The sequence below is a fragment of the Fibrivirga algicola genome (genome assembly GCF_011742925.1).
Classification (GTDB): domain Bacteria; phylum Bacteroidota; class Bacteroidia; order Cytophagales; family Spirosomataceae; genus Fibrella; species Fibrella algicola.
On record NZ_WAEL01000001.1, the window covers coordinates 527062 to 553400 of the forward strand.

At 52.9% G+C, this 26339-nt stretch carries 21 protein-coding genes; 15 read left to right on the forward strand and 6 right to left on the reverse strand.

What is annotated here, in order from left to right:
* The first annotated feature begins 91 nt into the window (after positions 1–91).
* Complete coding sequence (locus F7231_RS02075) at positions 92–3286, forward strand: TonB-dependent receptor (protein WP_166690730.1); 3195 nt, start codon at positions 92–94, stop codon at positions 3284–3286.
* Positions 3287–3312: 26 nt separating this feature from the next.
* A complete protein-coding gene (locus tag F7231_RS02080; RefSeq protein ID WP_166690731.1) occupies positions 3313–4176 on the forward strand; it encodes a glycerophosphodiester phosphodiesterase family protein in 864 nt (287 codons plus the stop codon).
* A gap of 110 nt (positions 4177–4286) precedes the next feature.
* On the opposite strand, the gene F7231_RS02085 is transcribed toward F7231_RS02080, so the two are convergent.
* Entirely contained in the window at positions 4287–4802 is a 516-nt protein-coding gene (locus F7231_RS02085; protein WP_085414926.1) for a hypothetical protein, read from the reverse strand.
* 136 nt (positions 4803–4938) lie between these two features.
* Positions 4939–5727, reverse strand: a complete 789-nt coding sequence (locus F7231_RS02090; RefSeq protein WP_166690732.1) for a YdcF family protein — start codon at positions 5725–5727, stop codon at positions 4939–4941.
* 71 nt (positions 5728–5798) lie between these two features.
* Here F7231_RS02090 and F7231_RS02095 point away from each other — a divergent pair, with 71 nt between their 5' ends.
* From F7231_RS02095 to F7231_RS02120, 6 genes are all read left to right on the forward strand, one after another.
* Positions 5799–7262, forward strand: a complete 1464-nt coding sequence (locus F7231_RS02095) for a DUF4369 domain-containing protein (RefSeq protein WP_166690733.1) — start codon at positions 5799–5801, stop codon at positions 7260–7262.
* Positions 7263–7348: 86 nt separating this feature from the next.
* Complete coding sequence (locus F7231_RS02100; protein WP_166690734.1) at positions 7349–8782, forward strand: TlpA family protein disulfide reductase; 1434 nt, start codon at positions 7349–7351, stop codon at positions 8780–8782.
* Between the two features lie 83 nt (positions 8783–8865).
* Entirely contained in the window at positions 8866–11415 is a 2550-nt protein-coding gene (locus tag F7231_RS02105) for a prolyl oligopeptidase family serine peptidase (protein WP_166690735.1), read from the forward strand.
* A gap of 115 nt (positions 11416–11530) precedes the next feature.
* Entirely contained in the window at positions 11531–11812 is a 282-nt protein-coding gene (locus tag F7231_RS02110; RefSeq protein WP_166690736.1) for a hypothetical protein, read from the forward strand.
* Between the two features lie 139 nt (positions 11813–11951).
* On the forward strand, positions 11952–12200 hold the full coding sequence (gene moaD, locus F7231_RS02115) for a molybdopterin converting factor subunit 1 (protein WP_085415291.1): 249 nt from the start codon (positions 11952–11954) through the stop codon (positions 12198–12200).
* Positions 12201–12320: 120 nt separating this feature from the next.
* Positions 12321–12731 (forward strand): molybdenum cofactor biosynthesis protein MoaE, encoded by a 411-nt coding sequence (locus F7231_RS02120; protein ID WP_085414920.1) that lies wholly within the window; start codon positions 12321–12323, stop codon positions 12729–12731.
* A gap of 81 nt (positions 12732–12812) precedes the next feature.
* Here F7231_RS02120 and F7231_RS02125 read toward each other — a convergent pair whose 3' ends face one another.
* Positions 12813–13922 (reverse strand): endonuclease/exonuclease/phosphatase family protein, encoded by a 1110-nt coding sequence (locus F7231_RS02125; RefSeq protein ID WP_085414919.1) that lies wholly within the window; start codon positions 13920–13922, stop codon positions 12813–12815.
* 150 nt (positions 13923–14072) lie between these two features.
* Here F7231_RS02125 and rimP point away from each other — a divergent pair, with 150 nt between their 5' ends.
* From rimP to infB, 3 genes are all read left to right on the forward strand, one after another.
* Positions 14073–14582 (forward strand): ribosome maturation factor RimP, encoded by a 510-nt coding sequence (gene rimP, locus F7231_RS02130; RefSeq protein WP_208295512.1) that lies wholly within the window; start codon positions 14073–14075, stop codon positions 14580–14582.
* Positions 14583–14652: 70 nt separating this feature from the next.
* Positions 14653–15897, forward strand: a complete 1245-nt coding sequence (gene nusA / locus F7231_RS02135) for a transcription termination factor NusA (RefSeq protein ID WP_085414918.1) — start codon at positions 14653–14655, stop codon at positions 15895–15897.
* Between the two features lie 184 nt (positions 15898–16081).
* Positions 16082–19432, forward strand: a complete 3351-nt coding sequence (gene infB, locus F7231_RS02140; RefSeq protein WP_166690737.1) for a translation initiation factor IF-2 — start codon at positions 16082–16084, stop codon at positions 19430–19432.
* Between the two features lie 201 nt (positions 19433–19633).
* Here the strand turns inward: infB and rhaT are convergent, their stop codons facing one another.
* Entirely contained in the window at positions 19634–20671 is a 1038-nt protein-coding gene (gene rhaT / locus F7231_RS02145; protein ID WP_166691171.1) for an L-rhamnose/proton symporter RhaT, read from the reverse strand.
* 193 nt (positions 20672–20864) lie between these two features.
* Between rhaT and F7231_RS02150 the strand changes: the two genes are divergently transcribed.
* Positions 20865–21260, forward strand: coding sequence for a response regulator (locus tag F7231_RS02150; RefSeq protein ID WP_166690738.1), 396 nt, complete (start codon positions 20865–20867; stop codon positions 21258–21260).
* A 56-nt stretch (positions 21261–21316) separates the two neighbouring features.
* On the opposite strand, the gene F7231_RS02155 is transcribed toward F7231_RS02150, so the two are convergent.
* Together F7231_RS02155 and F7231_RS02160 are read right to left on the reverse strand one after the other, a co-directional pair.
* Positions 21317–22519 (reverse strand): M20 metallopeptidase family protein, encoded by a 1203-nt coding sequence (locus F7231_RS02155; protein WP_166690739.1) that lies wholly within the window; start codon positions 22517–22519, stop codon positions 21317–21319.
* A gap of 81 nt (positions 22520–22600) precedes the next feature.
* On the reverse strand, positions 22601–23308 hold the full coding sequence (locus F7231_RS02160; RefSeq protein ID WP_085414913.1) for an RDD family protein: 708 nt from the start codon (positions 23306–23308) through the stop codon (positions 22601–22603).
* A gap of 257 nt (positions 23309–23565) precedes the next feature.
* Here F7231_RS02160 and F7231_RS02165 point away from each other — a divergent pair, with 257 nt between their 5' ends.
* From F7231_RS02165 to F7231_RS02175, 3 genes are all read left to right on the forward strand, one after another.
* Entirely contained in the window at positions 23566–24513 is a 948-nt protein-coding gene (locus F7231_RS02165) for a stage II sporulation protein M (protein ID WP_166690740.1), read from the forward strand.
* 18 nt (positions 24514–24531) lie between these two features.
* Positions 24532–25437, forward strand: a complete 906-nt coding sequence (locus F7231_RS02170; RefSeq protein WP_166690741.1) for a DUF7847 domain-containing protein — start codon at positions 24532–24534, stop codon at positions 25435–25437.
* A 77-nt stretch (positions 25438–25514) separates the two neighbouring features.
* Positions 25515–26333, forward strand: a complete 819-nt coding sequence (locus F7231_RS02175) for a DUF4129 domain-containing protein (RefSeq protein ID WP_166690742.1) — start codon at positions 25515–25517, stop codon at positions 26331–26333.
* Positions 26334–26339: the final 6 nt, after the last annotated feature.

Consider the following 26339-nt stretch of genomic DNA (forward strand, 5'->3'; position numbering starts at 1 on the left):
AGGTTAATGTGTTGATTTGGTAAAATGCCGTTAACAACCAGGTAATACCGAAACGCTCTCTTTGCAGCCTGAAATAACACGCTTCAGCTGCATGAAAAAACACGTACTACCGCTTCTCTTGATCTTCCTTGCCGCCTGTTTTTTTTCGCAGCAGGCGCTGGCGCAAACTACACAAGCCTCTATAGCCGGCATCATCACCGATACCCAGAAAAGCCCACTGCCTGGGGCCACCGTTCAGGTACGTAATGAATCAACGGGGTTTAATACGGGCACGGTAACCAACGTGCAGGGCGAATACCTGTTTAAAGAACTGCCTCTGGGCGGACCCTATACGATTCGCGTTTCCTTTGTTGGCTATGGCGATCAGACCCGGACGGGCTACATGCTCAATCAGGGCGACGCCATCCGCCTGAACCTGCCGATGCAGGATAATAGTCAGACGCTGGAAGTGGTGCAGGTGGTGGCATCGGGCCTGAAAAACAAGATCGACAACCTGGGTGCAGCTACGGCGATCTCAGCCAAATCGATTGCCAGCCTGCCCGTGAATGGCCGTAACTTTACCACCTTGACCGATCTGTCGCCCCTGAGTCGGGGTGGCAGTATTTCCGGGCAACTCGGCTCGTCGACCAACTACACCATCGACGGCATGACGGCGAAGAACCCGACCTCGGCCGGGTCAACCACCAGCCGGAGTGGGGCCCCTTATTCGATTTCGATCGAGGCCGTTCGGGAGTTTAAAGTGGTGACCAACCAATACGATGTCACCTATGGCCGTACCGGCGGAGGTGTTGTCAGCGCGGTAACCAAGGCCGGTACCAACCAACTGACAGGTAGTATCTTCAACTATACCCGCGCCAATTGGTTGTCAAGTCGGTATGACATCCGGGGTAATGAACGTACCAACAAATTCGCGACAAATCAGTACGGTTTTTCGTTGGGTGGCCCGATCATTAAAGACAAACTGCACTTTTTCATGGTGTGGGATCACCAGCAGGACTCCCGTCCGTTGATTATTGCCGATGTGCAATCGCCCACCGATGAAAACCGGTTCAACGTGACCAGAGCGACTCTCGACCAGTTTGTCAGCATTGCCCGGACCAGTTACGGAACATCGAACGCACCCCAGTACGGCACCTTCGATAAGCCACGCAGTTCCGATGCCGCCTTTTTACGGCTCGACTGGCAGCTCAACGCCAAAAACCTGCTGACTGTCAGAAACAATTACACCCGCGACCTGAATAAGCTGGGCTTGCAGGATAACTCGCCTATCAACATTTATGAATCGTACGGTAATGATTTCAACTGGGACAATAGCTTTCTGGCTACCCTGCGTACGGCGATCAGTCCCCGGATTACCAACGAGCTGAAAGTACAGCATCTGTACACCTACCAGAATAGCAGCCCCGGTGATCAGTTGCCAGCCGCTAATATTCCCCGGAACCTTGTTGAAAACGTGCCCTCACTGATTGCGGGCAGTAACCGGGCCACCACCCTGCAAATGGGTGGGCATCGCTTTGCGCAGGAAGGCTTCAAAAACAACGTGATCCAACTGGTCGATAACCTGTATTACAACACCGACAAAATACAGTACACGTTCGGACTCGACCTGATGTACACCCGAGCCAACTCAGTGTATGGCAGTGAAGTGAACGGTCGTTTCCATTACGTGGCCGACGCAACGGGCACTGCCCTGGAGAAATTTGATCGTCTGCAACCGTATCGCTATTTCCGTGAGGTGCCCCTCGTAGATGACCTGGCCGTGATCGGGAATACGCTCAATGCTGGTTTGTATGGGCAACTGGCTACTAAACTATCGCCCGGTCTGGAGTTGATTGCTGGGCTCCGCTTCGATTATGCGCGCTACCCATCGTCGCCCCTGAACCAGGTGGTGCTGGATGATCTGGGTCTGCGTACCGATAACAAGATCAAGTCGTTTGTGGTGCAGCCTCGCCTGCAACTGACCTGGGACGTCAATAACCAGCACACCGATTTTGTGCGGATGGGTGGTGGCGTGTTTGCTTCCGATATTAACAACTACGTGGTTATCAACAACCTGACCTTCGACGGCAAGCACCTGGCTACCGTCGACGTGCGGGCACCGAACGTACCTACGCCTGACTTCGCGGCGTACCGCACCAACTACGCCAGCATTCCGTCGCTGGCTGCTTTCCAGTTGCCGACCATCAACATGACGGGAGCCGATGCGCAGGTACCGGTTATTTACAAAGCGAACCTGTCGTATACACGCTACCTCACCGAGAAGCTAAGAGTAGGCATTGCCGGTTTCATGACGTCGGGTCGGAATAACTACGTCTATGTTGACCGTAACATGGTTGCCGATCCGTTTTTCCGGCTGGCCAACGAAGCTAATCGGGGGGTATACGTACCGCTAAGCACTATGCCATCCACCGGTGCGGGCGATTGGTTACAGGGACGCATCAGTAAGCGGTTGGGGCGCGTGCTGGAATTGAACAGCATGGGTAAGGTGAACCAGTTCGCCGTAGTTGCCGACGCTACCTATCAGTACTTTAAAGATGGTGAGATTTCAGCGAGCTACACCTGGAACGATACCCGGGATAACACGTCCTACAATGGCAACGTAGCCAACACTGCTACGCTGGTGCTGCCGGTGAAAGATGATCCCCGCAACCTGAGCAACCTGACGTATTCTGATAATCAGTTCCGGCACAAAGTTGTCGTGTTCGGCACCCTGCCCAGCTTCTACGGCGTCACGGTTGGTTTCCGCTATTCGGGCATTGGGGGCACGCGCTACACCCTGCTATCGGGCGCCAATAGCAACGCCGACTTCGTTGGAACCAATGACCTGGCCTTCATTTTCGATCGGAACGGCGAAGGTGTACCAGCCAACGTAAAAGCAGGCTTACAGGCTATTCTCGATAATCCGAACGCCAGCCAGAGCATCAAAGACTACATTAATGCGTATTCGGGCCGAATTGCGGAGCGTAACGGCGGTATAAATGGCTTCTACGGTGTTTTTGATGTGAGGGCCAGTAAGCGGTTCCGGGTGTTTAACAAACGGAGTCTGGAAGTATCTGTCGACGCCTTTAATGTGGCAAACCTGCTTAACAGAAACAAGGGCACGAATCTGTCATTGGGTACGCAGGCATTGTACGCGCTCGGTATTCCGGCTACAGCTACTACCGCCGCCGTACCTGCTTTCAGCCAGGCTACGCAACAGTTCAACTACCGGGTTAACACAGCAGGCGTCGTTACGCCGTCAGGCGATCCGTTTCAGATTCAGATTGGTGGCCGCTTTAGTTTTTAATGATGATAAGAACGTACCTGACTACTATGAAAACAATAGGCTTGTTTGCCCTGCTGCTAGGCGCGAACACACTGATGGCGCAACCCAAATTTGACCGGCAGGGCCACAGAGGCTGCCGGGGGTTGATGCCCGAAAACACGGTTGCAGCGATGAAAAAAGCGCTCGATGTGGGTGTTGAAACGCTGGAACTCGACGTGGTTATTTCGAAAGACAGGCAGGTCGTGGTGTCGCACGATACCTACATGGCGTCGAGCATATCGTCGAAGCCGGACGGAACGCCGGTTACCGCTGCCGAGGAAAAATCGATTAACCTCTATCAGTTGTCCTACGCCGATATCAAAAAGTTTGATGTCGGCACCAAGCCGCATGCGCAGTTCAAAGAGCAACAGAAAATGACCGCTTACAAACCTCTGCTGGCCGAACTCATCGATTCAGTGGAGGCATATGCAAAAGCCAGAAAGCTGCCGCTGCCAAACTACAATGTAGAGATAAAGTCTGCCCCGGAGACCGATGGTAAGTACCACCCCGCTCCACCCGAATTCGTGGAACTGGTGATGGCCGTCTGCCAATCAAAAAAGCTGGGAAACCGGCTGAATATTCAATCGTTTGATGCCCGGCCCCTCCAGCTGATTCATCAGAAATACCCCGCTGTACGGCTGGCATACCTGACGGCCAATGCAAAATCGGTGGCCGAGAATCTGGCCACGCTGGGTTTCACGCCGCCGATCTATAGCCCGTATTACAAAACAGTAACGGCTGAAACGGTGAAAGCCTGCCGCGAGAAGAACATGCTCATCATTCCGTGGACGGTGAATACCAAAGCCGAAATAGACCAGCTGATTCAACTCGGCGTGAACGGCATCATTACCGATTACCCGAACCTGTTCTGAGTTAGGTCGAATAACTAAAAAAGTCCCCGAAGGTCATCTTCGGGGACTTTTTTAGTAACAGAACTCCGCTGAGGTAGGTGAACGTATGCCACACACCGTACCAGACCAGCTTATTGCTTCGTCATTACAACTGTGTACGTCGTGGCAACTGGTGTGCCCAGTGGATCGGTCGGAAGTTTAGCAACCAGCGTAACGGTGTTGGTCGTGAACGTCTTCGTGCCTGTAACCACCTGCCCGCCCGTTGTTAGCGTGGCCGTGGTGGCGTTGGGCTCTGCATATGTAGTGGTTGGTCCGAAAAATGTGTTCACCAGTAGTTTGGTATAGGTAGCGTTGGTGCAGGTGGGCTGCGTGGCAATGTTGTTGGAAATACTGCCGTTTGAATTGAAGGTCACCACCGCGTTTTCCACGCAGGTTTCGCCCAGTAGGGGCAGAGCAGTGATCAGGTTGGTGATGCCAACACCCGAATACATGAAGGCTGGATCGACGGTGAGGCCGGTGATTTTCCAGCTACCCTGTAATGACGTGAGTACAACAGGGTCGGGCGTTGAGCTTTTACAGCCGAAAGTCATCAGAAAAACGGCGAGCAGCAGGGCTGATGCGCCAGGCAGGCGAAGAGGACGTTTCATAGAGGTAGATTGTATTGTCTGTTTGGTCAGTCAAAAAACGGGTTAAAAAGGTTTTTTTACATAACTGCGCTCATTTATTGGTGCATTATGTATTAAATGGTTTGGCAGGCAGGAGGGGTATGGGCCGGTAAGGTATCTAAATATACCCGGCCACCTTATAGCTAACGTACCCAAACACTTCTTTTATCAGGTGCATGCTGTCGGCAAATGCCTGCTCGTGGGGCACCAGTAAATTAGAAAGCACAAAGGTGCGGGGTTCCTGAATAAACGCGGCGGGAAACGGCGTTGGCTGAATGCCCGCTTTGATGAAACAGGCCGTTGCCCGCCGCAGGTGGAAGGCCGAGGTTACCAAGACGCATCGATCGGTATGAAAAGTGTTGCGCAGCACGCGGGCCGAAAACCGGGCGTTTTCGTACGTATTCCGGGAGCGGGTTTCCCAGATCATATCGCGGGCCGGTACGCCCGCCAGCCGGAGAAACTTCATGCCCTCGTGGCCTTCGTGCAGTGCTTCGGTATCCATAAAAAACAGGTTTGTACTACCGCCGCTGATTAGGATTTTCTGAACCTGGCCGGTCTTGTACAAAAACAGCGCCTGCCCCAGTCGATCGGCCTGTTGTGCGAGCATCGGTCGGGTAGGTAATACCGCCAGTTGAGTCTGCATCGTGCCGCCAGTGAGCACCACGGCTACACGTGTGGTGGTATCACCGGGTTGGCGGCTGAGAACATCCGATTGCGGATTCACCTCCCAGGCTCGGGCCAGCTCGTTGACCAGAAAGCTATTACCAACTAACCAGAATAGCCCCAGTGAAATGAGCAGTAAGCGTCGACGTTGCCGGGGAAAAAGGAGCGCACCGACCAGTGAAGCCAACAGCCAACCGGCGGGCGTAAGGAAATACCCGGCAGTTTTCGACAGAAAGTAGAACATAGATTCGTTAATGATTCGTTATTAGACGATTTGGCTCCGTTGATTGGCCGCCGAACGCTTATTTTTGTGCTATGAAACGTCGTAACTTCTTTGTGTTGATGCTGGGCCTGCTGCCCTTGCTGACCCTAGCCCAAACCACTACGGAGGGGCACCGTATTACGGGGCGAATTCGGGGCGTAAAAGATACCACCGTGGTGCTGGCCCATTACCAGTACGATCCCACCCATTACGTGCCGAAAGATACAGCCCGGGTCGATGCCAACGGGAATTTTGTCTTTCAGGGTAAAAAATCGTTGCCCGGTGGGCTGTACCTGGTCGTGATGCCCAAAGGGCGCTATTTCGACATTGTGCTGGCCGAACAGCAATTTGCTTTCGAAACCGATACTGCCGATTTCATTGGTAGTATGAAGGTGACTGGCTCACCCGAGAACGCAGCTTTCTATGGCTATCAGCAGAAACTGAAAGGGCTCTTCGAGGAAATGCGGCAGGCCGATAAACAGCCCAAAACGGAAGCGTCGGCGCAGCGATTGAAAGACATGCAGGCGCAGGCACGTGCCTACCGGGCCGATTTCTTGGCGCAGAACAAATCGCTGCTGACTACCAAGATCCTGCTGGCCTCGTCGGAACCCGACGTACCCACGCCGCCCAAAGCCGCCAACGGTCGGCCCGATTCGCTCTGGCAGTTCGCGTACTACAAAAATCACTTCTGGGATAACTTCGACCTGAACGACGACCGGATGCTGCGCACGCCATTGTTGCAGCCTAAGATAGACCGGTTCATCAAGGAATTAACCGTGCAACAGAGTGATTCGCTGGCGAAATCAGCCGATTACCTGATCAGCAAGGCTGGCGCATCAAAAGACCTGAAGCCCTACCTGATCTGGTACATCACCAGCCAGTATGAGCGGCCTAAAGTGCTGGGCACCGATGGCCTCTTTATTCATATGGTCGAGAAATACTGGCTCACCCGCCAGATGCCCAACATCGACTCGGCGACGATGAAAACGGTGAGCGAGCGGGTGGCGGTGCTCAAGCCATTGCAGGTAGGTAAAACGTTTGCCATGCCCATCGTGGGCGATACCCTTGCCCGTCCATTGAGCTTCAATAACCTAGCAGCGGCCGATTACACGATCATGTTCTTCTATGCGCCTCATTGCGGTCACTGCCGCGAAGCGGCGCCGAAAGTGAAGAAATTCACCGATTCGCCAGCCGGTAAAGGGGTGAAGGTAGTAGCGATTGCCATTGAAGACTCGGCCGACGACTGGAAGAAGTTCATCAAAGAATTTAAGCTCAACACCTGGATGCACGGTTATGACCACAAGCAACAGATTGACTTCCGTCGGCAGTATGATGTAGCCACTACGCCAACGCTCTATGTGCTGGATAGGAACAAGAAGATTATCGCCCGCGGGCTGCCTGCCGAGCAGATAGAAGATTTTCTGGACTTCACCCGTAAACAGGCTGCGCTGGGCACACCGGCTAAAACCGGGGGGGCAAAGACGGCGACCGTGAAGGCAAAACCAACCAGTCGGTAAGGCCAACTATGGCCCGTTTTTTGTAAGGGCTTACGTTCAGCAGGTACGTTATGCGAGCGCCTGCTGAACGTAACACCCATACAGCCATGAATCGTTTTTTACTCACGCTGGTCTTCACCAGCTTAGCAGCGGCTTTGTTTGCCCAATCGCCCGCTGGCTTCCGGATTGAAGGGCGCATTCGCGGTTTACGCGACACCACCATAGTGCTGGCCCATTACTTTGGGTACAACCAATATATTCCGAAAGACACCGCCCGGCTCGATAGCAGCGGCCGGTTTGCTTTTGAGGGCAAAAACGCCCTGCCTCAGGGCCTCTATATTGCTATAACGCCGTTGAAAAAAAGGCGTGCCATTGAACTGCTGGTAGGCACCCAGCGCTTTTCGTTCGAGACCGACACAACCAATTTTGTTGCTGACATGCACGTGACCGGTTCGCCTGATAACGAAGCTTTCTACGCCTATCAGAAGCAGATGCTTGCTTTTACCGATGAAGGCAAAGCACTTGACATTCAAGCTCAGTTCAGGCCCGATGAGATGGGTAAGTTAACCATCCGGCGCCAGATGACTGAATTGCAGCGCAAGCTCGTTCAGTTTCAGAAAGCAACCGTAAGCGTATCCGATTCACTGCTGGTCCGCAAGTTTCTACGGGCATCGCTGGAACCTGATATTCCGGCTCCGCCGAAGCTCAGGAATGGTAAAGTCGACTCCACGTTCCAGTACCGCTATTACAAGACCCACTTCTGGGATTCGTTCGATTTTGCCGACGATCGTCTGGTACGTACCCCCATTTTTCAGCGCAAGATCGACCAGTACTTGCAGCAGATGACCGCGCCGGTGACCGATTCGCTCGTCAAAAGCGCCGATTTTATAGTGTCGAAAGCGCGCGCCAATAAAGAGATGCTCTCGTACGCCATCTGGTACATCACTAGCCAGTACGAGCGCCCCCGCGTAATGGGTACCGAAGGCGTTTTTGTGCACATGGCCGAGCGTTATTACTTGTCGGGCGTGATGCCCGCGTCAGACCCCGTGACGGTCGAAAACATCCGTAAGCGCGTAGAAACGGTAAAGCCGCTGCTGGTCGGACAGCCATTTCCAATCCTGACGGTGAGTGACACCCTGCGCCAACCGATTGACCTGAAGGCCACAAAAAGCGACTATACCGTCTTGTTCTTTTACGACCCTACCTGCGTCCATTGCCGCGAGTCGATGCCCAAACTGCTGGAATTCGCCAGAAATAAAGAGACTACCAAAGACGTACAGTTCTGCGCCATTGCGGTAGATAACAGCCCCGATGCATGGCAGGCGTTCATTCGTGAATACGGCATTCAGAACTGGGTAAACGGGTATGATTTTAGCTTCCGAACCGATTTTCGCAGGCAGTTCGATGTAGTAAAGACACCGACGGTGTATGTGCTTGGTAAAGACAAAACCATTTTGGCCCGGGCGCTGCCAACAGAGCAGGTCGGCGACTTTATTGAGTTTCAGCGGCGTATGAGCAGGCAACTGGCTACGCGGAAGTAGGCGAGTCGGCGGATAAGGGCAAGAGTTTTTCTGCCAGTGGGCTGATGGGTCACACCACTGTCAGAAAAGCTCTATTTTGCGGCATGAAACACATCTTCGTCAGCTTGCTTCTGTTGGGCGCTGCTTCCGCCGCATCTGCCCAAACCCAATCTGCCAAACCAACGCTCACCGTCGAGACCATCATGCAGGACCCCCGCCAATGGGTGGGTACGTCGCCGTCGGGCGTGTTCTGGAGTGATGATTCCCGTACCATCTATTTCAACTGGAATGACCTGAGCCGGCCCGACAAAGCGCTTGGCGATTCCCTCTACAAAATCACGCTCCCAGGTGGTAAATACGCACCATCGACGAAGCCCGTAAAAGTATCGATCGATGAACGCCGGACGCTGACTCCCGCCGAAGCAGATTACAACCGGGCCAGAACGCTGCGCCTCTACGCTAAATACGGTGACATTTTCTTGCTCGACCGGAAAACGGGTCAGGTACGTACCCTGACCAACACCGTGGACCGCGAGAGTAACCCCACTTTTTCGGGCGACGAAAAAGCCGTGCTGTTTACCCGCGCCAACAACCTGTTTCGCACTGATCTGGCGACGGGCCTAACCGAGCAGCTCACCAATTTCGATCCCGGTGCAAAACGGCCAACGCCTGGCAGCACCAGCCAGGAATCGTGGCTCAAGCGCGATCAACTCGCCTTGTTTGACGTGTTGAAAGACCGTAAAGCCAAACGCGATGAGGCCGAACGAACGACCAAAGCCGAGCAGCCCCGCCGACCCAAAACAATTTACACGGAGGGCAAATCGGTGATGAACGCCAGCCTGAGCCCCAATGGCCGGGTAGTAACGTTTGCGTTGATGAAAGCGGCTTCCGGTGCTAAATCGACCATTGTCCCCAGCTTTGTTACTGAATCGGGCTTTACTGAAGATCTACCCGCCCGCACCAAAGTAGGCGCACCGCTGTCGGCCGTAGAATTTATGGTCTATGACATCGCGCGCGATACGGCCCTGCCGGTCAGCCTGGCCAATCTGCCCGGTATTACCGATAAACCCGACTACCTGATGCCCTCAGCCGTGACGAGTACCTCCGCTGCGGTGGCAGGTCGGACAACCGTTGCCGCGGCTGAAAAAACGCCAGCCGACACAACCCGTAAGCTGGCCGCTGAGCTGAAAAAATCGGCTAATCGACCAGTGTACGTAAGCTCGCCTGTATGGGCCGAAGGGCCTGCTGCGCATTATGCCGTAGTTGTTGTTCGGGCGGTAGATAACAAAGACCGCTGGCTGATGCTGCTGGATACTGAAAAGCCAACCAGCCTGAAACTCCTTGACCGGCAACGCGATGAAGCCTGGATCGGAGGGCCCGGTATTGGCGGCGGTTTTTCGGCAGGTACGTTAGGCTGGCTCGACGACCAGACCATCTATTACCAGTCGGAGGTAGATGGGTATGCGCACCTGTACACAATGAACGTGCAAACGGGGCAACGTACCCAGCTCACGAAGGGCCGGTTTGAAGTGCAGCAGGTGGTGCTGTCGGCCGACAAGAAAACGTTTTACCTCACCACCAATGAAGTACACCCCGGCGAACAGCATTTGTACCGCATGGCCGTAACGGGCGGGCCACGTACCCAACTCACCACCATGACCGGTGCCAACGACGCTACGCTGTCGCCCGATGAGTCGCAGATTGTGGTTCGGTATTCGGGGATTACAAAGCCCTGGGAGTTGTATCTGATGAGCAACCCCGGCGCGACCGGCGGCGATAAGGCGAAAGCCACCAGAAAGGGACAGGTCGGCAACGTACCTGCAACACCAGTACAACTTACGTCAAGCACGAGTGAGCGCTTCCGAACGTACCCGTGGCGCAGTGCAGACGTGGTTACCATTCCGGCCCGTGACGGGCAACCCATCTATGCCCGCTTGTATAAACCGGCCGCCGACGCTCCGGTGAAAGCTAACGGGAAAGCCGTGGTATTTGTGCACGGGGCGGGGTACCTGCAAAATGCGCACAAGTGGTGGAGCCAGTATTTCCGGGAGTATATGTTCCATAACCTGCTGGTCGATAAGGGCTACACTGTGCTCGATATCGACTATCGAGGCTCAGCGGGTTATGGCCGCGACTGGCGGACGGGCATCTACCGGTTCATGGGAGGCAAAGACCTGACTGACCACGTGGATGCAGCCGACTGGCTGGTGAAAAATCACGGCGTTGATGCCAAGCGGATTGGTGTGTATGGCGGTTCATACGGCGGTTTCATCACCCTGATGGCCATGTTTACCACCCCTGATGTATTTAAGGCCGGAGCCGCCCTGCGCCCCGTGACCGACTGGGCGGCCTACAACCACGGCTATACCAGCAACATCCTGAACGAACCGTATTCTGACACCCTGGCCTATCGTCGGTCGTCGCCTATCTATCACGCGGCCGGATTGAAAGGACACCTGCTCATCTGTCATGGCATGGTCGACGTAAACGTGCATTTTCAGGACGCTGTACGCCTGACCCAACGGTTGATCGAACTGAAAAAAGAAAACTGGGAGTTGGCTCCTTACCCCGTAGAAGATCACGGTTTTGTGGAGCCAACGAGCTGGATGGACGAGTATAAACGCATCCTTAAACTGTTCGAGGAACGGTTGTGAATACGGATACGGTCGCGAACTTTAACGACATCCTAACCGAGTTTTCATAACCATCGGGAGTAGGCGGCAGTTGTGGATAATATGGCTGACTAGGGCCACTAACTGCACAACGACAATGAAGAAGCCTCTTATTTTGATGGCCTTACTGGCCACAACCCTAACCTTCGCTCAGGCGCAGGATGTGAAAGAAAACGCGAAAGCAACGGGCCGACAGGCTAAACGCACCATGAATGCGGCGGGTGACAAGATTGAGCGCGAAAGCCGTGAGGCAAAGCAGGATATTAAAGACGAGACCCGTGAAGCCAAAACAAAAACGAAGCGCGCTACAAATAAGGCACTCGATAAAACGGATCGCAGCCTGAAAAAAGCTGAACGTAAGCTGGATAATAACCGGTAGTTTATATAAAGTACCAACTGAAAAAAAGGCCGTTACTCAGCAAGTGACGGCCTTTTTTCGGTTTCTTGACCCTGTTTTGGCACTCAACCGCAGCTATCGAACGTTGACAGACAATAAATCCACTGCTTACTTTGTCATGATGACACAACCCCTTACAGTGCTGCTTTTTGGCATCACCCGCGACCTTGTCGGACAAAACAGGCTTTCGGTTCCGCTCGCGAAGGGGGGCCGCGTGGCTGATCTGCTGGCTCACCTGCACGAGCAATATCCGGCGCTGGCTGGCGTGAAATCGGTGCTGGTTGCCGTGAACAGCGAATACGCCGAACCCGATATGGTTCTTAACCCCTCTGACGAAATTGCCCTGATTCCGCCCGTGAGCGGTGGCTAGGTCAATAATCAGGCATCAATGGCTAATTCCCATTGCGCAGGTACGTTGCCTCGCCTGATTGCTACATTGGCTGTTGCTGTAGCTTTATAGATACCCGTTAATTGATAACTGATCGTTGTAATGATTGCTCTTACCGCAGACCCAATCGACTTTAGTTCAGCGTACCATTACCTGCAAACCGACGAAGCCGGCGCCATCGATTTTTTTTTCGGGGTAGTGCGCAACAACACGCAGCAGCGCTCGGTAAACCAGCTTGATTATGAAGCGTATGGCCCAATGGCAATTCGTGAAATGCAGAAGATTGCCGATCAGGCATGCGAACGCTGGCCTGTATTGAAGTACGTTATCATTCACCGAACGGGCGTGCTGCGCATTGGCGAAATGGCCGTACTGATTGGCGTTGCTACGCCCCACCGCGATGCTGCTTTTGAAGCAACCCGCTACATCATCGATACCATCAAACAGACCGTTCCCATCTGGAAGAAGGAACTATTCACCGACGGTGAAGTGTGGGTGAATGCAACGCCTTAGGATGTTTTGTGGGTTGAGGTTGCGCTGCTAATACCCGGTTATGTGAAGTCGTAGCGCAACCTCAAACCACAATCATCAAACTTATTTCAATACGTACCTGCCTTCGATCGGGTAGTGGTCGGAGTTGGGCTGCTCGCGGTGGGTGATGAAGTCGAGAATCTCCAGTCGGGGATCAAAGAACTGGTTATCGATGCGAATGGTCTTCGGAGCCCGATTTAGCGTAAATCCGAATCCGTGACCTGCCTTCTCGAAAGCGTTGGGCAACACGCGCCGGAGGCGTTCGTACACCACGCTATAAGGCGTATCGTTGAAGTCGCCCGTGACCACCACTGGGTATGGGCTGCTGGCAATGCAGTCCTCAACGAACCGGACTTCGCCCTGCCGGGCCTTAAAGCCTGCTTTCAGCGCGCCAAGAACAGTTCGGGTCTCTGTTTTTACCCCTGACATTTTGTCCTCCTGAAACACCCGACGTACCCGGATGCCCATTGATTGAAGGTGAACATTGATGATCCGGATCGTGTCCGTTTCGATCTGGATATCGGTCCAGACCATACCATTGAAGGAACTGAACAGTTGCTTACCCTGTGCAACGATCGGATAGCGCGAGAAAGTAGCCACCCCAATGCTACCCGTCTGCTTATCCTGTACGAAAGCGTGGTAGCGGTACCCCGCTTTCTCCATACGGGAGGTCATCTGAAAGGTAGGGGTCTGATCGCTGGTGTAAAACTCCTGAAAGCATTTGATCGCTGCCGGGTGGCGAATTACCCAATCTGTCATTTGCCTGGTTTTAGCCGGAACACGTTTCTGCGGGTCCTGGTAATACTTATCCAGGTTGAATACCGACACATTATAACTGAGCAGCGTAAAGGCGTGGTTGCTTCCAGTGGCCTCTTTGGGCGTATGCACCGACAGCGTACGGGGCAGTAACCAATAGCCAAGTACTAACCCGATAACCGACAGGGTGCTGCGCCAGGGGCGACTAAACAGCCAGAACAGGCCCAGAAGTACGAGCAGCAACCAGGCAACGGGCAGCGTGATCATGATCATACTAGCCAGCCAGTGTTCCAGTGGAAGCCAGCCCAGCAGGTAATAAATCAGCAAGGTGTAGAAGAACACACCCAGGTGTAGCGACCAGATCAGCGAACGACCCATGAAGGCTAGAAATTGGCCGATACGCGTTTGTAATGACATGTGGAGATACGGGATGACGGCGCAAAAGTAAGACAAAGGGAGTGCCCTGCTAGCCGCGCCGGGTTGCTTTTCGCTGAATAACGCCTTATCTTTGCGCCACTTAGCGACATCAGACAGGATCAGCAAAGGGAGTTCGGCTCCCTTTTTTCATTGGAAAACCCCGTGACCGACACCGCACGCATCGAAGCACTCTTGCAGCCGTATCTGAACGATGGCGAGTACTATATTGTTGATATTCAGATAGCTGGCAAGCAGGGAGGCCTACTCAAAGTAACCGTTCTGATTGATTCTGACGAAGGAATGACCATCGAAGCCTGCGCCCGCATAAGCCGGGCACTAGGTAATCAGATGGATGAACTAGACTTTTTTGGTGATTCACCCTTCAATCTGGAGGTTTCGTCGCCAGGAGTTGACTTTCCGTTGACCCAACAACGTCAGTTCAGTAAGAATGTGGGCCGGTTGCTAAAGGTACAGGTTACGGATGGGCCCCTGCTCATTGGCAAGCTTGAGTCGGTAGATGAACAGGGAATTGTACTTGATGTGCCGCCTGCTAAGCTAAGTAAGACCAAGCGCAAAGCATTGACTGAATTGCCGCCAGAAGGTATACAGACGATACCCTACGGATCGATACGGAAAGCCACTGTAGAGATTCAATTTTAAGGAATGACTAAATACATGAGAGGTGAGTTCTGCCGCGCATAATCACCCCTCAGCCAACCCGATACGCCAAATGAATAGCGGACAGTTAATCGAATCTTTTGCTGAATTTGCCCGGTCAAAAAATATCGACCGACCCACCATGATCGCCATTCTGGAAGAAGTCTTCCGGACAATGATTCGTAAAAAATACGAAACTGATGCCAACTTCGACGTGATTATCAACGCCGAAAGTGGTGATCTGGAGATGTGGCGTACCCGCGAAATTGTTGACGATGACTCAGAGGATATCTGGGATTACGATAAAATACCCCTCGCCGAGGCCCGCCTTATTCAGAGCGACTTTGAAGTTGGCGAGCAGGTGGCCGAAGAAGTTAAATTAGAAGATTTTGGGCGTCGGGTAGTACAAACGGCCCGCCAGACGCTCATTCAGCGTGTTAAAGATTTAGAAAAAGAACTGCTGTACCAGAAATACAAAGACCAGGTTGGCGACCTGATTTCGGCTGAAGTGTACCAACTTCTGAAAGGCGAAATTATTCTGGTAGATGGAGAAAACAACGAGTTGAGTCTGCCCCGTAGTGAGCAGATTCCCAGAGATCGCTACCGCAAAGGCGACGCCGTAAAGGCAGTTATTCACCGGGTCGACATGAACAATGGTACGCCCAAGATCATTCTGTCCCGTACCTCACCGGTTTTCCTGGAACGGCTGTTCGAAACTGAAATTCCGGAAATTTACGATGGCGTCATTTCGATTCGTCGGATTGTGCGCGAACCGGGCGAACGGGCTAAAGTGGCCGTTGAGTCATACGACGACCGCATCGACCCCGTTGGGGCGTGTGTCGGTATGAAGGGTGTACGTATTCACAGCATTGTGCGCGAATTGGGCAACGAGAACATCGATGTAATTAACTACACCGAGAACCTTGAACTGCTCATCAGTCGGGCATTGAGTCCTGCCAAAGTTAGCTCGATGAATATCGACAAAGACGCTGGCCGGGTTGCGGTGTATCTGAAACCCGATCAGGTGTCGCTGGCGATTGGTAAGGGTGGTCAGAATATTAAACTGGCTGGTCGACTGGTTAATCTGGAACTGGACGTGTATCGTGAGACGGATGGCCAGGAAGACGATGAAGACGTTGATCTGATGGAATTCAAAGACGAAATCGACGAATGGATAGTCGAAGAGTTCCGCCGGGTTGGTCTGGATACAGCCAAGAGTGTCTTGGCGCTGAGCCGGGAAGAACTGGTTCGTCGCACCGATCTTGAAGAAGATACCGTTGAAGATATTTTGAATATCCTCCGGCAGGAATTTGAGTAAAAAACTTTCAGGTTTCGAATCTTAAGTGTCAGGTACGTTGCAAATTCTCGGAGTTATTGAGTTTTCAACGCACTTGACACCTGAAACTTGAAACCTGAAACTCCCTTTTTGGGATTTATAATCCGTTAACCGTTGTTATCACTGTATAAACAACCATTAATTTTGTCGGGTCTAAACCGAACGTATGGCAGAAGATAAATCAATGCGCCTGAGCCAAGTGGCAAAAATTCTCAACAAAGGACTATCCTCTGTTGCGAGTACGCTATCTGCCAAGGGGTTCAAGGTGGAAATAAACCCTAATACCAAAATCAACACTGAACAGTTGGAGGTATTAGCGAAGGAATTTAAAGCAAACGATCTCTTGAACGGGACCCGCAAATCGGCCGACGCACCTGCTCCGGCAGAGGCGCACCGTGAGGCACCGGCCCGTCGGGATGATGACTACCTGCCACGTTACTCGCGTGATGAGCAGGGACGCCCAAACGCAGCTGAGGGAGGAAAAACGGCACCCGCTGGGGCACCTGCTGGCCGTACCCCCGAGCCTGCCAAACCTACTGCACAACCGGCACAGCGTGAGGCTGCCCCGGCGTCTGGCCTGCCTGGTCTGACGGTAGTGGGTAAAATAGACCTCAATCCGCCGAAGCCCGCGCCGCCTGTTCAGGCTGAACGCACTCCGGCACCAACTCCCGTTGTGGCTAAAGCGCCTGAAGCTCCGAAACCCCTTGTGGTTGCGGCGCCTGAGGTTAAAGCGCCCGCGCCGGCTAGCGTACCGGTTCAGGCAGCAGCACCCGTAGCCCCGGCACCGCCGGTTGCTCCGGCTCCAGCCCCGAAACCTGTTGAGGCACCTGCCCCGATAGCCGAGTTGAAGCCAACACAACCAGCACCAACGCCAGCCCCGGTGGCAGTTCCAACACCCAAGCCTGTTGAAGCCCGCCAGCCTGAGCTGCAAAAACCGGCTGCTGCAGCTCCAGCGCCTAAACCTGTTGAGGCACCTCGTCCGGCGGCAATGCCAGCTGCTACTCCGCCAAAGGCCGTTGAAGTTCCCAAAGCAGAATCGCCTAAAGCAGATAGCCCTGCTCCGGCTCCTGAAGAGCCCGCTCGCCCTGTCGAGACAATTCGGGCAGAAGGCAGCGTGCAACTGAAGGGTCTGACCGTAAAAGGAACCATTGACCTAACGCAGTTTAACCGCCCTCAGGGTGGTGGTGCGGCAGGCCGTGATAAGAAAGGAAAGCGGAAACGTATTCCGAATGCTAATGACCGTCGCCCTGGTCAGCCAAACCCAGGTGGTGGACAACCCCAGGCAGGTGGTCAGAGCCAGGGCCAGGGTCAAGTGAACGCCCCTCGTGACGGACAGCCGCGTGGCGATCGTCCGGGCTATCAGGGCAACAATCCGCAAGGAGACCGCAACAACCAGAACCGGCCTGCACAAGGTCAGGGTACTGGCAATGCCAATACAAACACCAATACAACCCGCCCGGCTACAGGCGCTCCGGCTGGTAACAACCAGAACCGGCCTGCACAAGGTCAGGGTGGCGGCAACAACCAGGGCCGCAATAGTAATGGGCCACGTCCGGGAGGAGGTAACGACAAGAAGCGGGGAGGTGATCGCCGCGACGTACCTACAAAACAGGAGGTATCGGCCAACATCCGCGCTACTAACGCCCGGATGACGGGTGGTAATACGCGGACAAACCGGGGAGCCGACCGTCGTCGTGATCGTCGTAGCCAGCGTGAAGAAGATCGCCGCCTGTTGACTGAACAGGAGGAACTGGAAGCAAAAACACTGAAAGTAACCGAGTTCGTATCGGCCAACGATCTATCATCACTGATGGACGTGTCGATCAACGAGGTAATCTCAGTTTGTTTGAGTGCTGGTATGTTCGTGTCGATTAACCAGCGCCTCGATGCTGAAGCAATCACGTTCATTGCTGATGAATTTGGTTTCGACATTCAGTTTGTATCTGCTGAAGAAGAGACCGAAGCGAGTCTGGACGAAACGCCGGATGCTGAAGAAGACCTGCAACTGCGTGCTCCTATTGTTACGATCATGGGTCACGTTGACCATGGTAAAACATCGCTCCTTGACTACATCCGTCGCGCTAAAGTAGCGGCTGGTGAAGCTGGTGGTATTACGCAGCACATTGGTGCCTATAGCGTGAAAACGGAAGATGGCCGTATGGTTACTTTCCTCGATACGCCGGGTCACGAAGCCTTTACGGCCATGCGTGCACGGGGTGCTAAGGTGACCGACGTCGTTATCATTGTGATCGCGGCTGACGATAGCATCATGCCCCAAACGCGTGAGGCCATCAACCACGCACAGGTAGCGGGTGTACCGATCGTGTTTGCGTTCTCGAAAGTAGATAAGCCAGGTGCCGACGCCGAGAAGATCCGGAATGAACTGTCTCAGATGAACCTCCTGGTTGAAGACTGGGGTGGTAAATACCAGTCGCAGGAAATTTCGTCTAAATCAGGTCTTGGTATCGACGAACTGCTGGAGAAAGTGTTGCTTGAAGCCGAAGTACTTGAGCTGAAAGCCAATCCGGCACGCCGTGCCACTGGTAACGTAGTAGAAGCAACGCTCGACAAAGGTCGTGGATACGTTACTACGGTTCTGGTGCAAAACGGTACACTTCGCCAGGGCGACATCATGCTGGTAGGGGCCCACTACGGCCGTATCCGTGCCATGACCAACGACCGTGGCGAGCGGATCAAAGAGGCTGGACCTTCGCAACCAGTGCAGATTCTTGGTCTGCCCGGTGCACCTCAGGCTGGTGATAAGTTCAACGTAATGGAAACGGACCGCGAGGCTCGTGAAATTGCGAATAAGCGTGAGCAACTACTGCGTGAGCAGACCCTGCGTACCCGTAAGCACATTACCCTCGAAGAGATTGGCCGTCGTAAAGCGATTGGTTCGTTTAAAGAGCTTAACGTGATTGTAAAAGGTGACGTAGACGGCTCGGTAGAAGCCCTGTCAGATTCGCTGTTGCAACTGTCGACGGGTGAAGTTCAGGTGAACATCATTCACAAGGCGGTAGGTCAGATCTCCGAGTCAGATGTACTGCTGGCTTCGACTGCCGATGCGATCATCGTCGGTTTCCAGGTACGTCCTTCATCGAATGCCCGTAAGCTCGCCGAGCAGGAGCAGATCGAAATTCGGATGTACTCGATTATCTACGACGCCATCAACGAGATCAAGGATGCAATGGAAGGCCTGCTGGCCCCAACGCAGGAAGAGGTCATCACAGGCAACATCGAAGTACGCGAGGTGTTCAAGATCAGCAAGATTGGTACGGTGGCTGGTTGTTACGTAACGGACGGTACTGTAAAACGGAACCACAAGATTCGGATCATCCGCGACTTCATCGTAATCCATACTGGCGAAATCAGCGCGCTGAAACGCTACAAGGATGATGTCAGTGAAGTTCGTACGGGTTACGAATGTGGTCTGAGTATCAAAGGTTTCAACGATATCGAAGTTGGTGATATCATCGAAGGCTTCGAAGTAAAAGAGGTGAAACGGACACTGGCCTAGTCAGCACCGGAGCGCCGATTGCTCATCGGAGCATATAAAAAATACCCAGCCTTTTACAAGGCTGGGTATTTTTGTGTTTCAGGTAGTTACACGCAGGTTAATACGACGATTGGGTATGCGCAACTACCCTAAAAAAGGGTGCCGGCTAAGCGGTAAGTTTGCTTAGTCTGCACCCTTTTTTTAGGGTAGTTAATCGAGCCGTTATTCAGCGAGGTAATTTCCGATGCCTACGATCACCGTAGATAATACCACTGTAGCAATACCCAGCGAAATTGTTCGGATTGTAGGGCGATTGGCACCTTTCCACTCGTTGAGGTATAAGCCCCAGAAGCTACTAAATGCAATGATAAAGGCCATGTGGAGTGTCCAGCCAGAGAAGCGGTATGCACCCATCTGGCTGTCGCCCATGCCGTAGAAAAAGAACTGGAAGTACCAGGTGAAGCCCGCCAGCGCGCAGAAAAAGATATTGGTCCAGGTTGGTACCGAATGATTTGTGTAGTCGGTATACGTCCGGTTCTTAATGTTCAGGTAGATTGTCCAGATAGCGTTGGTTGTGAGGCCGCCCAGCAGAATAATCACCAGTGTTGCGTTATTCATAAAGAGGGGATCGGTGCCATGCTTGACCGCTAACTCTGCGATCGGCTGGCCAGCGGTTTGGCCAAACGCAAAACAAGCGCTTAGCACGCCCGAAAAAATAGCGACCAACAGTCCTTTACGAATATCGAATTCGGTGATTACTGCTTTTTTCTCTTCATCGGTGAGGTGCTTTTCTTTCATCATGCCAGCCAGCCCGCAAATTCCGATGCCTAATACGCATACAGCTACGCCAAGCAAAACAAACTGACCAGAAACGGTGCTGGCCAATTGCCCGATTGTGCCCATATAAATGGGTGGAACAAGTGTACCAAAAACAGCACAAAGTCCCAGCGTAACGGCCATTCCCAGCGATAGACCCAGATAGCGCATGGCCAACCCGAACGTCAGACCACCAAATCCCCAGAGTACGCCCCAGAAATAAGTCCACAGTAAGGTATCAGTAGGGGCCTGCTTCAGTACGCCCATTAAATCGGGCACGGTTAATGAGCCAAGTAAAAAAGGGGCGAGCAACCAGGAGAATAATCCGCCAATGAGCCAATAACTTTCCCAAGCCCATCCCTTCACATTCCTATATGGTAGATAAAAACTGCCCGACGCAAAACCGCCGATAGCATGCAACACAACGCCCCAGAATACAGCCATTTTTTCTAATTTTTGTACCAAAGCTAAGGAATAGGGCGTCTGGTGCTTTCCTGCTCCTACCTGCTTGGTTAAAAAAAGTATTGAAACGAGACAGGAAGTAACAAAAAGTGATTCGATTGCGTCCGAGTTTACGCTTTAGGGCAAAATCTAGCCAGATGTTTCGTAGATTTGTTACCTATTTGCAACCACAATTATGTCCCAACCGGTCCGGATTTTGCTGGTAGAAGATGACGAAGACGATATTACGTTTTTCGAACTGGCGCTAAAAAAACAGTCTATAGACACGCAATTGACAACATTAACTGATGGTGATCAGGTAATGCCTTATCTTAATGAAACGGATGAACATCCCGATCTGCTGGTATTGGACCTAAACCTGCCTAAACTACCAGGTCGTGATGTACTTACGCAAGTCAAAAAATCACCTGTCAGCCAGGACATCCCGGTTGTCATTCTTTCCACATCTTCGGCTCAGGAAGACAACGATTTCTGTCTCGCCAATGGGGCCGATCGCTTTCTGACTAAACCCACTTCGCTAACCTCGTTGAGTACGATGTTGGCTGAAGTGCTCGACGTTACAGTCAAGTAATAAACACCGCCAGCGCTGGAGTCTAATTCCTTGCCTGCGCTGGCGGTGTTCAGTAGTTAACCGATTTGTAATTCCTGTACGGCTAGCCATGCCATGAGGCCTGGTCCGATCGTTAGTGCTTCCTCGTCGATATCAAACGTAGGCGTGTGTACACCGCTCGTAATACCCCGGGCTTCATTGCGCGTCCCCAGGCGATAGAAACACGAGTCGACAACCTGTGAATAGAAGGCGAAATCTTCGCCCGCCATCCAGAGATCAAGATCCACCACATTTTCGGGTCCCATATAGGCTACTGCCTGGGTACGTAACCGCCGGGTAAGTTCGGGCTGGTTCTTGAGATAAGGATAGCCTTTCACCCGCGTAAATTCACAGGTGCCCCCCATCGCTTCGGCCATAGTCTCCGCCATTTTTTGAATCAAAGACAGCCCTTTTTCGCGCCACTCCTCATTCATACACCGGAAGGTGCCTTCAATTTCCACGTAGTTTGGAATGACATTGGTGACGCCATCGGCAACAAACCGACCAAATGAGAGCACCGACGGGCTGGCAGGCGGCCGGTTACGGCTGATAATCTGTTGCAGCGCTACAATGATATGCGAAGCGATCAGGACCGGATCGACAAGGTTGTCGGGCATGGCAGCATGGCCTCCTTTACCCCGAACGGTCATGTAGATTTCGTCGGTGCTGGCCATGTACATCCCCTCACGGAAGCCTATTTTTCCCACAGGTACGTTGGTGGCCACGTGCTGGCCAATCATGCCATTGGGACGCGGGTTGTCAAGCACGCCTTCTTTGATCATCAGCGACGCGCCACCAGGTGCCTTTTCTTCGGCAGGTTGAAAAACAAGCTTCACCGTGCCCGAAAACTGGTCGCGCAGGGTGGTCAGGATACGGGCTGAACTGAGCAGACTACTTGTGTGCACATCGTGGCCGCAGGCATGCATCACACCGTCGACGGTCGACTTATAGGGTACGTCATTTGCCTCGAGAATAGGAAGCGCATCCATATCGGCCCTGAGGCCAACTACCCGATTGATGGAGCCGTCGGTGGTTAGTTTAGTGCCTTCGATCAGCGCAACAACGCCCGTACCGGCTACTCCTTCCTGTGGGTGGAGACCCATGGCCGTTAGCTCACGTGCCACGAAACGGGCTGTTTCCTGTTCGTGAAATGACAATTCAGGATGAGCATGCAGGTGTCGGCGGATGGCAACGGTGTCGGCCGCGAATTGCGCAGACAGCGACTTGATGGAAGAAAGCATAAATGAGCTGTTGGATCTAAATCTTGAGAATTGAAAAATAAACGCCTGGAAAAGCGAAGTTAGATGGCCGCTGGTCAGTCGTTAGTCCTGCATCGACAAGTACTGGTAATCATTGATGATGGCAGTTAGAAATTCGTAGGTACTTAGTGTGGACGTAACGCCCAGTACCTCTTTAAGCTTGTTGGCAGTCCGATCGGCGGCATCGATCGAGCCCCGGCGAAGCACTTCGCGAACAACCTGAATATCTTGATCCGACAACAGGCGAACCTCGTCGAAACGTACCTGATACGTGTCAGGCAGATTGGTATAGGTTACGTCGTTGAGCTGAACATGGGTGTGGAGCCGGATAACCGTAGTGCCGGCAGCAAGGTCGCCCAACCGCTGGCCTTTACCATTAATTGCCACGCAAAGAACAGCTACAATGCCGCTAAACACCCGGGTATCGATCAGCCGAAGCAACCAGCGGAGCATATAGGCGCCGATTCCGGGCTGTGAGCCATCCATCATGACCACCCTGATCTTCATAGCGATTTTGCCAATGCTCTGCCCGTTTAATAGCCATTCACAGAAAAAATCGTAGAGGAAAATCGGAATTAGCACCACTACCAAAAAATATACTGTCGACTGCCCTCGGCCAAATAGGCCAAGCCCGGCCGGAACGGCAACGGTAAGAATAGCCCAGGCCGCAAAAACGACATAATCGAGCAGGGTAGCTAGGATGCGATCACCGATACTGGCCGGCTCATAGTCAAGCAATACGTTCTGGGTGGTCTGTATGGAAAGAGCCATTGATAAAGTTGTGGACGTTAATGGGCCAACTGTCCTGTCTGACCGGGGTGTATGAACCACAATGGTCAGCAGACCGCCGGTGTATGGTCTGGCATTTCAGCGGATAAACAAGTGGTTCAAAGATACCGGTTGAGGCTGTTTCGGCTCATCCTTTTTTACGATTATTCGTAACGAAACGCCGCCAACTTTGCTGATAGTTAAGTAACTTTCCCAAGTCGATTGTGTTAAGTCGACGAACTCAACTGCCTGCGGTTTGTATGCGTGAAGCTGCCTTTGTAAAACGGAACACCGACAAGTGGGCCGACATTGAACGGAACCCAACGAGAGATCCGGACGAACTGACGGCTCGCTACGTAGAACTGACCGACGACCTGTCGTATGCGCGCACGTTTTACCCGGACTCGAACGTGACGCGTTACCTCAATGGCCTGGCTGCTCAGATGCACCGGGGCCTAATGCAGAACAAACGTGAGGAGCGGGGACGGTTTGCTTCATTCTGGACGAATGAACTACCTACTCTGTTTTACCATTCGCAACGCACGCTGGCTGTTTCGGCGGCTTTTTTCATTATCGCCTGTCTGATTGGTTGGGTATCGGCTATCAACGACCCTACGTTTGTCAGGCTGATTCTGGGCGATGAGTACGTAAATATGACGCTCGAAAACATCCGGAAAGGCAACCCGCTGGGCGTATACGGCGGGAGCGACCAGGCAACTATGTTTTTCCAGATTACGCTCAACAACATCGGTGTGTCGCTGCGGGCCTTTGTGGCTGGTGTGGTGGCGTCAGTAGGTACGTTGGTTATGCTCTTCTACAATGGGGTTATGCTCGGTGCTTTTCAAGCTTTTTTTTACGAGCGGGGCCTGCTTACTGAGTCTATCCTGAAAATCTGGATCCACGGTACGCTCGAAATATCGGCTATTGTTATTGCCGGTGCGGCGGGCCTTACCATGGGCAACAGCCTGCTTTTCCCAGGTACGTTGCCTCGGCTTGAGTCGTTTAAACGCGGAGCCAAACAGGGCCTGAAAATTGCGGTGGGCCTGGTTCCTATCTTCATTATGGCGGGTTTTCTGGAAAGCTTCGTCACCCGAATGACGCTCCCCCCGGCGGTAAGTCTGTTAATTATAGGTACGTCGGCCGCGTTTATCATTTGGTATTTCATCGTGTATCCTATCCAATTGAACCGAGCCCGGCAACGTGCTTAGTCGCTACTTCGCTTCTCTATGATTCAGTTTGAACAACGCCGTGATTTCGGCGAAAAAATTAACGCTACGTTCACCTTCGTAACAGAGCAGATTCGCGGTTTGGGGCTGGCACTTCTTTACATTGTTGGCCCGCTGGCACTGGTTGGGGGGGTGATATCTGGATTGGGGCAGGCTGAGCTGATGGCCGACGCCGGTTCGATCAACACACCCGATAAACTGATGGACTTTTATGGTGCGCTTTTTTCGGGTCCCCGGCTTGTTGGCATGGTGTTTCAATTACTGGCCTACGTGCTCACAAGTCTGGTTACGTTCTCGTATATCCGGTTGTACCGCGAGCAACTCAAAGACGGTCCTGTTGAAGTAGGTGCCGTGTGGACGGAGGTGCAGCGTTACATTGGCGCTGGGGTTATGCTGTCAATTGCCAGTACATTTATTATTGGCTTCGCCTCCGCGTTGTTTCTCCTCCCTGGTATATACGTCACCGTTGCGCTCACACTCGCACCGGCTATTTTGGTGTTTGAACGGCAGGATGTCGGACAGGCTTTCAGCCGCAGTTTCAAACTAATTAGTGGGCATTGGTGGGAAACATTCGGGCTCTGGATCATCATGTGGATCATCATTTCGATTCTGAGCATGGTATTTACCCTCCCCGCCGCTATTGTGGGTATGCTGTTCGGCGCTGGCGTGTTGAAGGATGTCGCCGTTCTGACGGCTGTATTCACGGCTATTGCATCAGTAGGTGGAGCTGTCCTGCAGGGGGTGACGGCCACGGCTACTGCTTTCCAGTATTTCTCGCTGGTTGAAGAAAAGGAAGGGACCGGCCTGAGCAGCCAGATCGATTCAATTGGGCAGGGCGTATCTCGCTCGGGTGCTGCTACATCAGGTACGTATCGGCGGAGCCAGGAAGAAGAAGGAGACTATTAATCGTTAGGGAGTTTGACCACAACCGGTAGGTGCCTCAAATAGGCTCTATTGGTATAGTAGCCTATTTCTGTATGCTGTTGAAACAGCTTTTTGTACTGCTGCTGCTCACCATCTTTTGGGTGGTACCCGTTTCCGCGCAAGACACAACCGCCGTTTCGCCGGCTAAGGCAAAAGATGTGGTTGTCAGTCCGGAAAAAACACAGGGCAAGGACTCTGCCGGGCCCGATCAGAACGACGCCGACTCGGTTGACGTTGCCCGCGACACGGTTGTATATGCAGCAGCCAATGATCGTACTCCGGTGCAGGTTCGGCCGGTAGACGCCGAAAAGCTGCGCGCTATTCAGGGCGACCGGGCCTATCAGTATGGGAACGATGTGCCGCCCACGGCCAGCCCCTGGGATCGATTCTGGGCCTGGTTTTGGTTTAAAGTCGGGGAACTGATGCGGACGAAAGCGTACCGTAACGTTGGGCAATACGTGCTGCTGCTGGCTATTGCCGGGCTGGTGATCTGGTTGCTCTACAAAGCCGACGTGCTAGCCAACATTTTTCCTGGGCGAGCAAAAAACACAGGCCTGGGCTACGAAACCGTAGACGAAAACATCCATCAGATCAATTTCAATGACCGCATCAACGAAGCCGTAGAAAACAGAAACTACCGGCTGGCAGTACGGTTGCTCTACCTGCAAACGCTGAAAAATCTGGCCGATAGCGGACTGATTCGCTGGCAACCCGACAAAACGAACCGCCAGTATGCCTATGAATTAACGGGTAATCCCAAACGCCTCCGTTTCGAGCAGCTAACGACCCAGTTCGAGTATGCGTGGTACGGTGATTTCCCGGTCGACGAAGACCGGTTCAGTGCCATCCGCCAGCAGTTCAAGCAGTTTAATGAATAGCCATCC

Bases quoted from the DNA above. Each gene is read 5' to 3' on its own strand.
- F7231_RS02075 (WP_166690730.1), top strand. From the start codon at position 92: ATGAAAAAACACGTACTACCGCTTCTCTTGATCTTCCTTGCCGCCTGT.
- F7231_RS02080 (WP_166690731.1), top strand. From the start codon at position 3,313: ATGAAAACAATAGGCTTGTTTGCCCTGCTGCTAGGCGCGAACACACTG.
- F7231_RS02085 (WP_085414926.1), bottom strand. From the start codon at position 4,802: ATGAAACGTCCTCTTCGCCTGCCTGGCGCATCAGCCCTGCTGCTCGCC.
- F7231_RS02090 (WP_166690732.1), bottom strand. From the start codon at position 5,727: ATGTTCTACTTTCTGTCGAAAACTGCCGGGTATTTCCTTACGCCCGCC.
- F7231_RS02095 (WP_166690733.1), top strand. From the start codon at position 5,799: ATGAAACGTCGTAACTTCTTTGTGTTGATGCTGGGCCTGCTGCCCTTG.
- F7231_RS02100 (WP_166690734.1), top strand. From the start codon at position 7,349: ATGAATCGTTTTTTACTCACGCTGGTCTTCACCAGCTTAGCAGCGGCT.
- F7231_RS02105 (WP_166690735.1), top strand. From the start codon at position 8,866: ATGAAACACATCTTCGTCAGCTTGCTTCTGTTGGGCGCTGCTTCCGCC.
- F7231_RS02110 (WP_166690736.1), top strand. From the start codon at position 11,531: ATGAAGAAGCCTCTTATTTTGATGGCCTTACTGGCCACAACCCTAACC.
- moaD (WP_085415291.1), top strand. From the start codon at position 11,952: ATGACACAACCCCTTACAGTGCTGCTTTTTGGCATCACCCGCGACCTT.
- F7231_RS02120 (WP_085414920.1), top strand. From the start codon at position 12,321: ATGATTGCTCTTACCGCAGACCCAATCGACTTTAGTTCAGCGTACCAT.
- F7231_RS02125 (WP_085414919.1), bottom strand. From the start codon at position 13,922: ATGTCATTACAAACGCGTATCGGCCAATTTCTAGCCTTCATGGGTCGT.
- nusA (WP_085414918.1), top strand. From the start codon at position 14,653: ATGAATAGCGGACAGTTAATCGAATCTTTTGCTGAATTTGCCCGGTCA.
- infB (WP_166690737.1), top strand. From the start codon at position 16,082: ATGGCAGAAGATAAATCAATGCGCCTGAGCCAAGTGGCAAAAATTCTC.
- rhaT (WP_166691171.1), bottom strand. From the start codon at position 20,671: ATGGCTGTATTCTGGGGCGTTGTGTTGCATGCTATCGGCGGTTTTGCG.
- F7231_RS02150 (WP_166690738.1), top strand. From the start codon at position 20,865: ATGTCCCAACCGGTCCGGATTTTGCTGGTAGAAGATGACGAAGACGAT.
- F7231_RS02155 (WP_166690739.1), bottom strand. From the start codon at position 22,519: ATGCTTTCTTCCATCAAGTCGCTGTCTGCGCAATTCGCGGCCGACACC.
- F7231_RS02160 (WP_085414913.1), bottom strand. From the start codon at position 23,308: ATGGCTCTTTCCATACAGACCACCCAGAACGTATTGCTTGACTATGAG.
- F7231_RS02165 (WP_166690740.1), top strand. From the start codon at position 23,566: ATGCGTGAAGCTGCCTTTGTAAAACGGAACACCGACAAGTGGGCCGAC.
- F7231_RS02170 (WP_166690741.1), top strand. From the start codon at position 24,532: ATGATTCAGTTTGAACAACGCCGTGATTTCGGCGAAAAAATTAACGCT.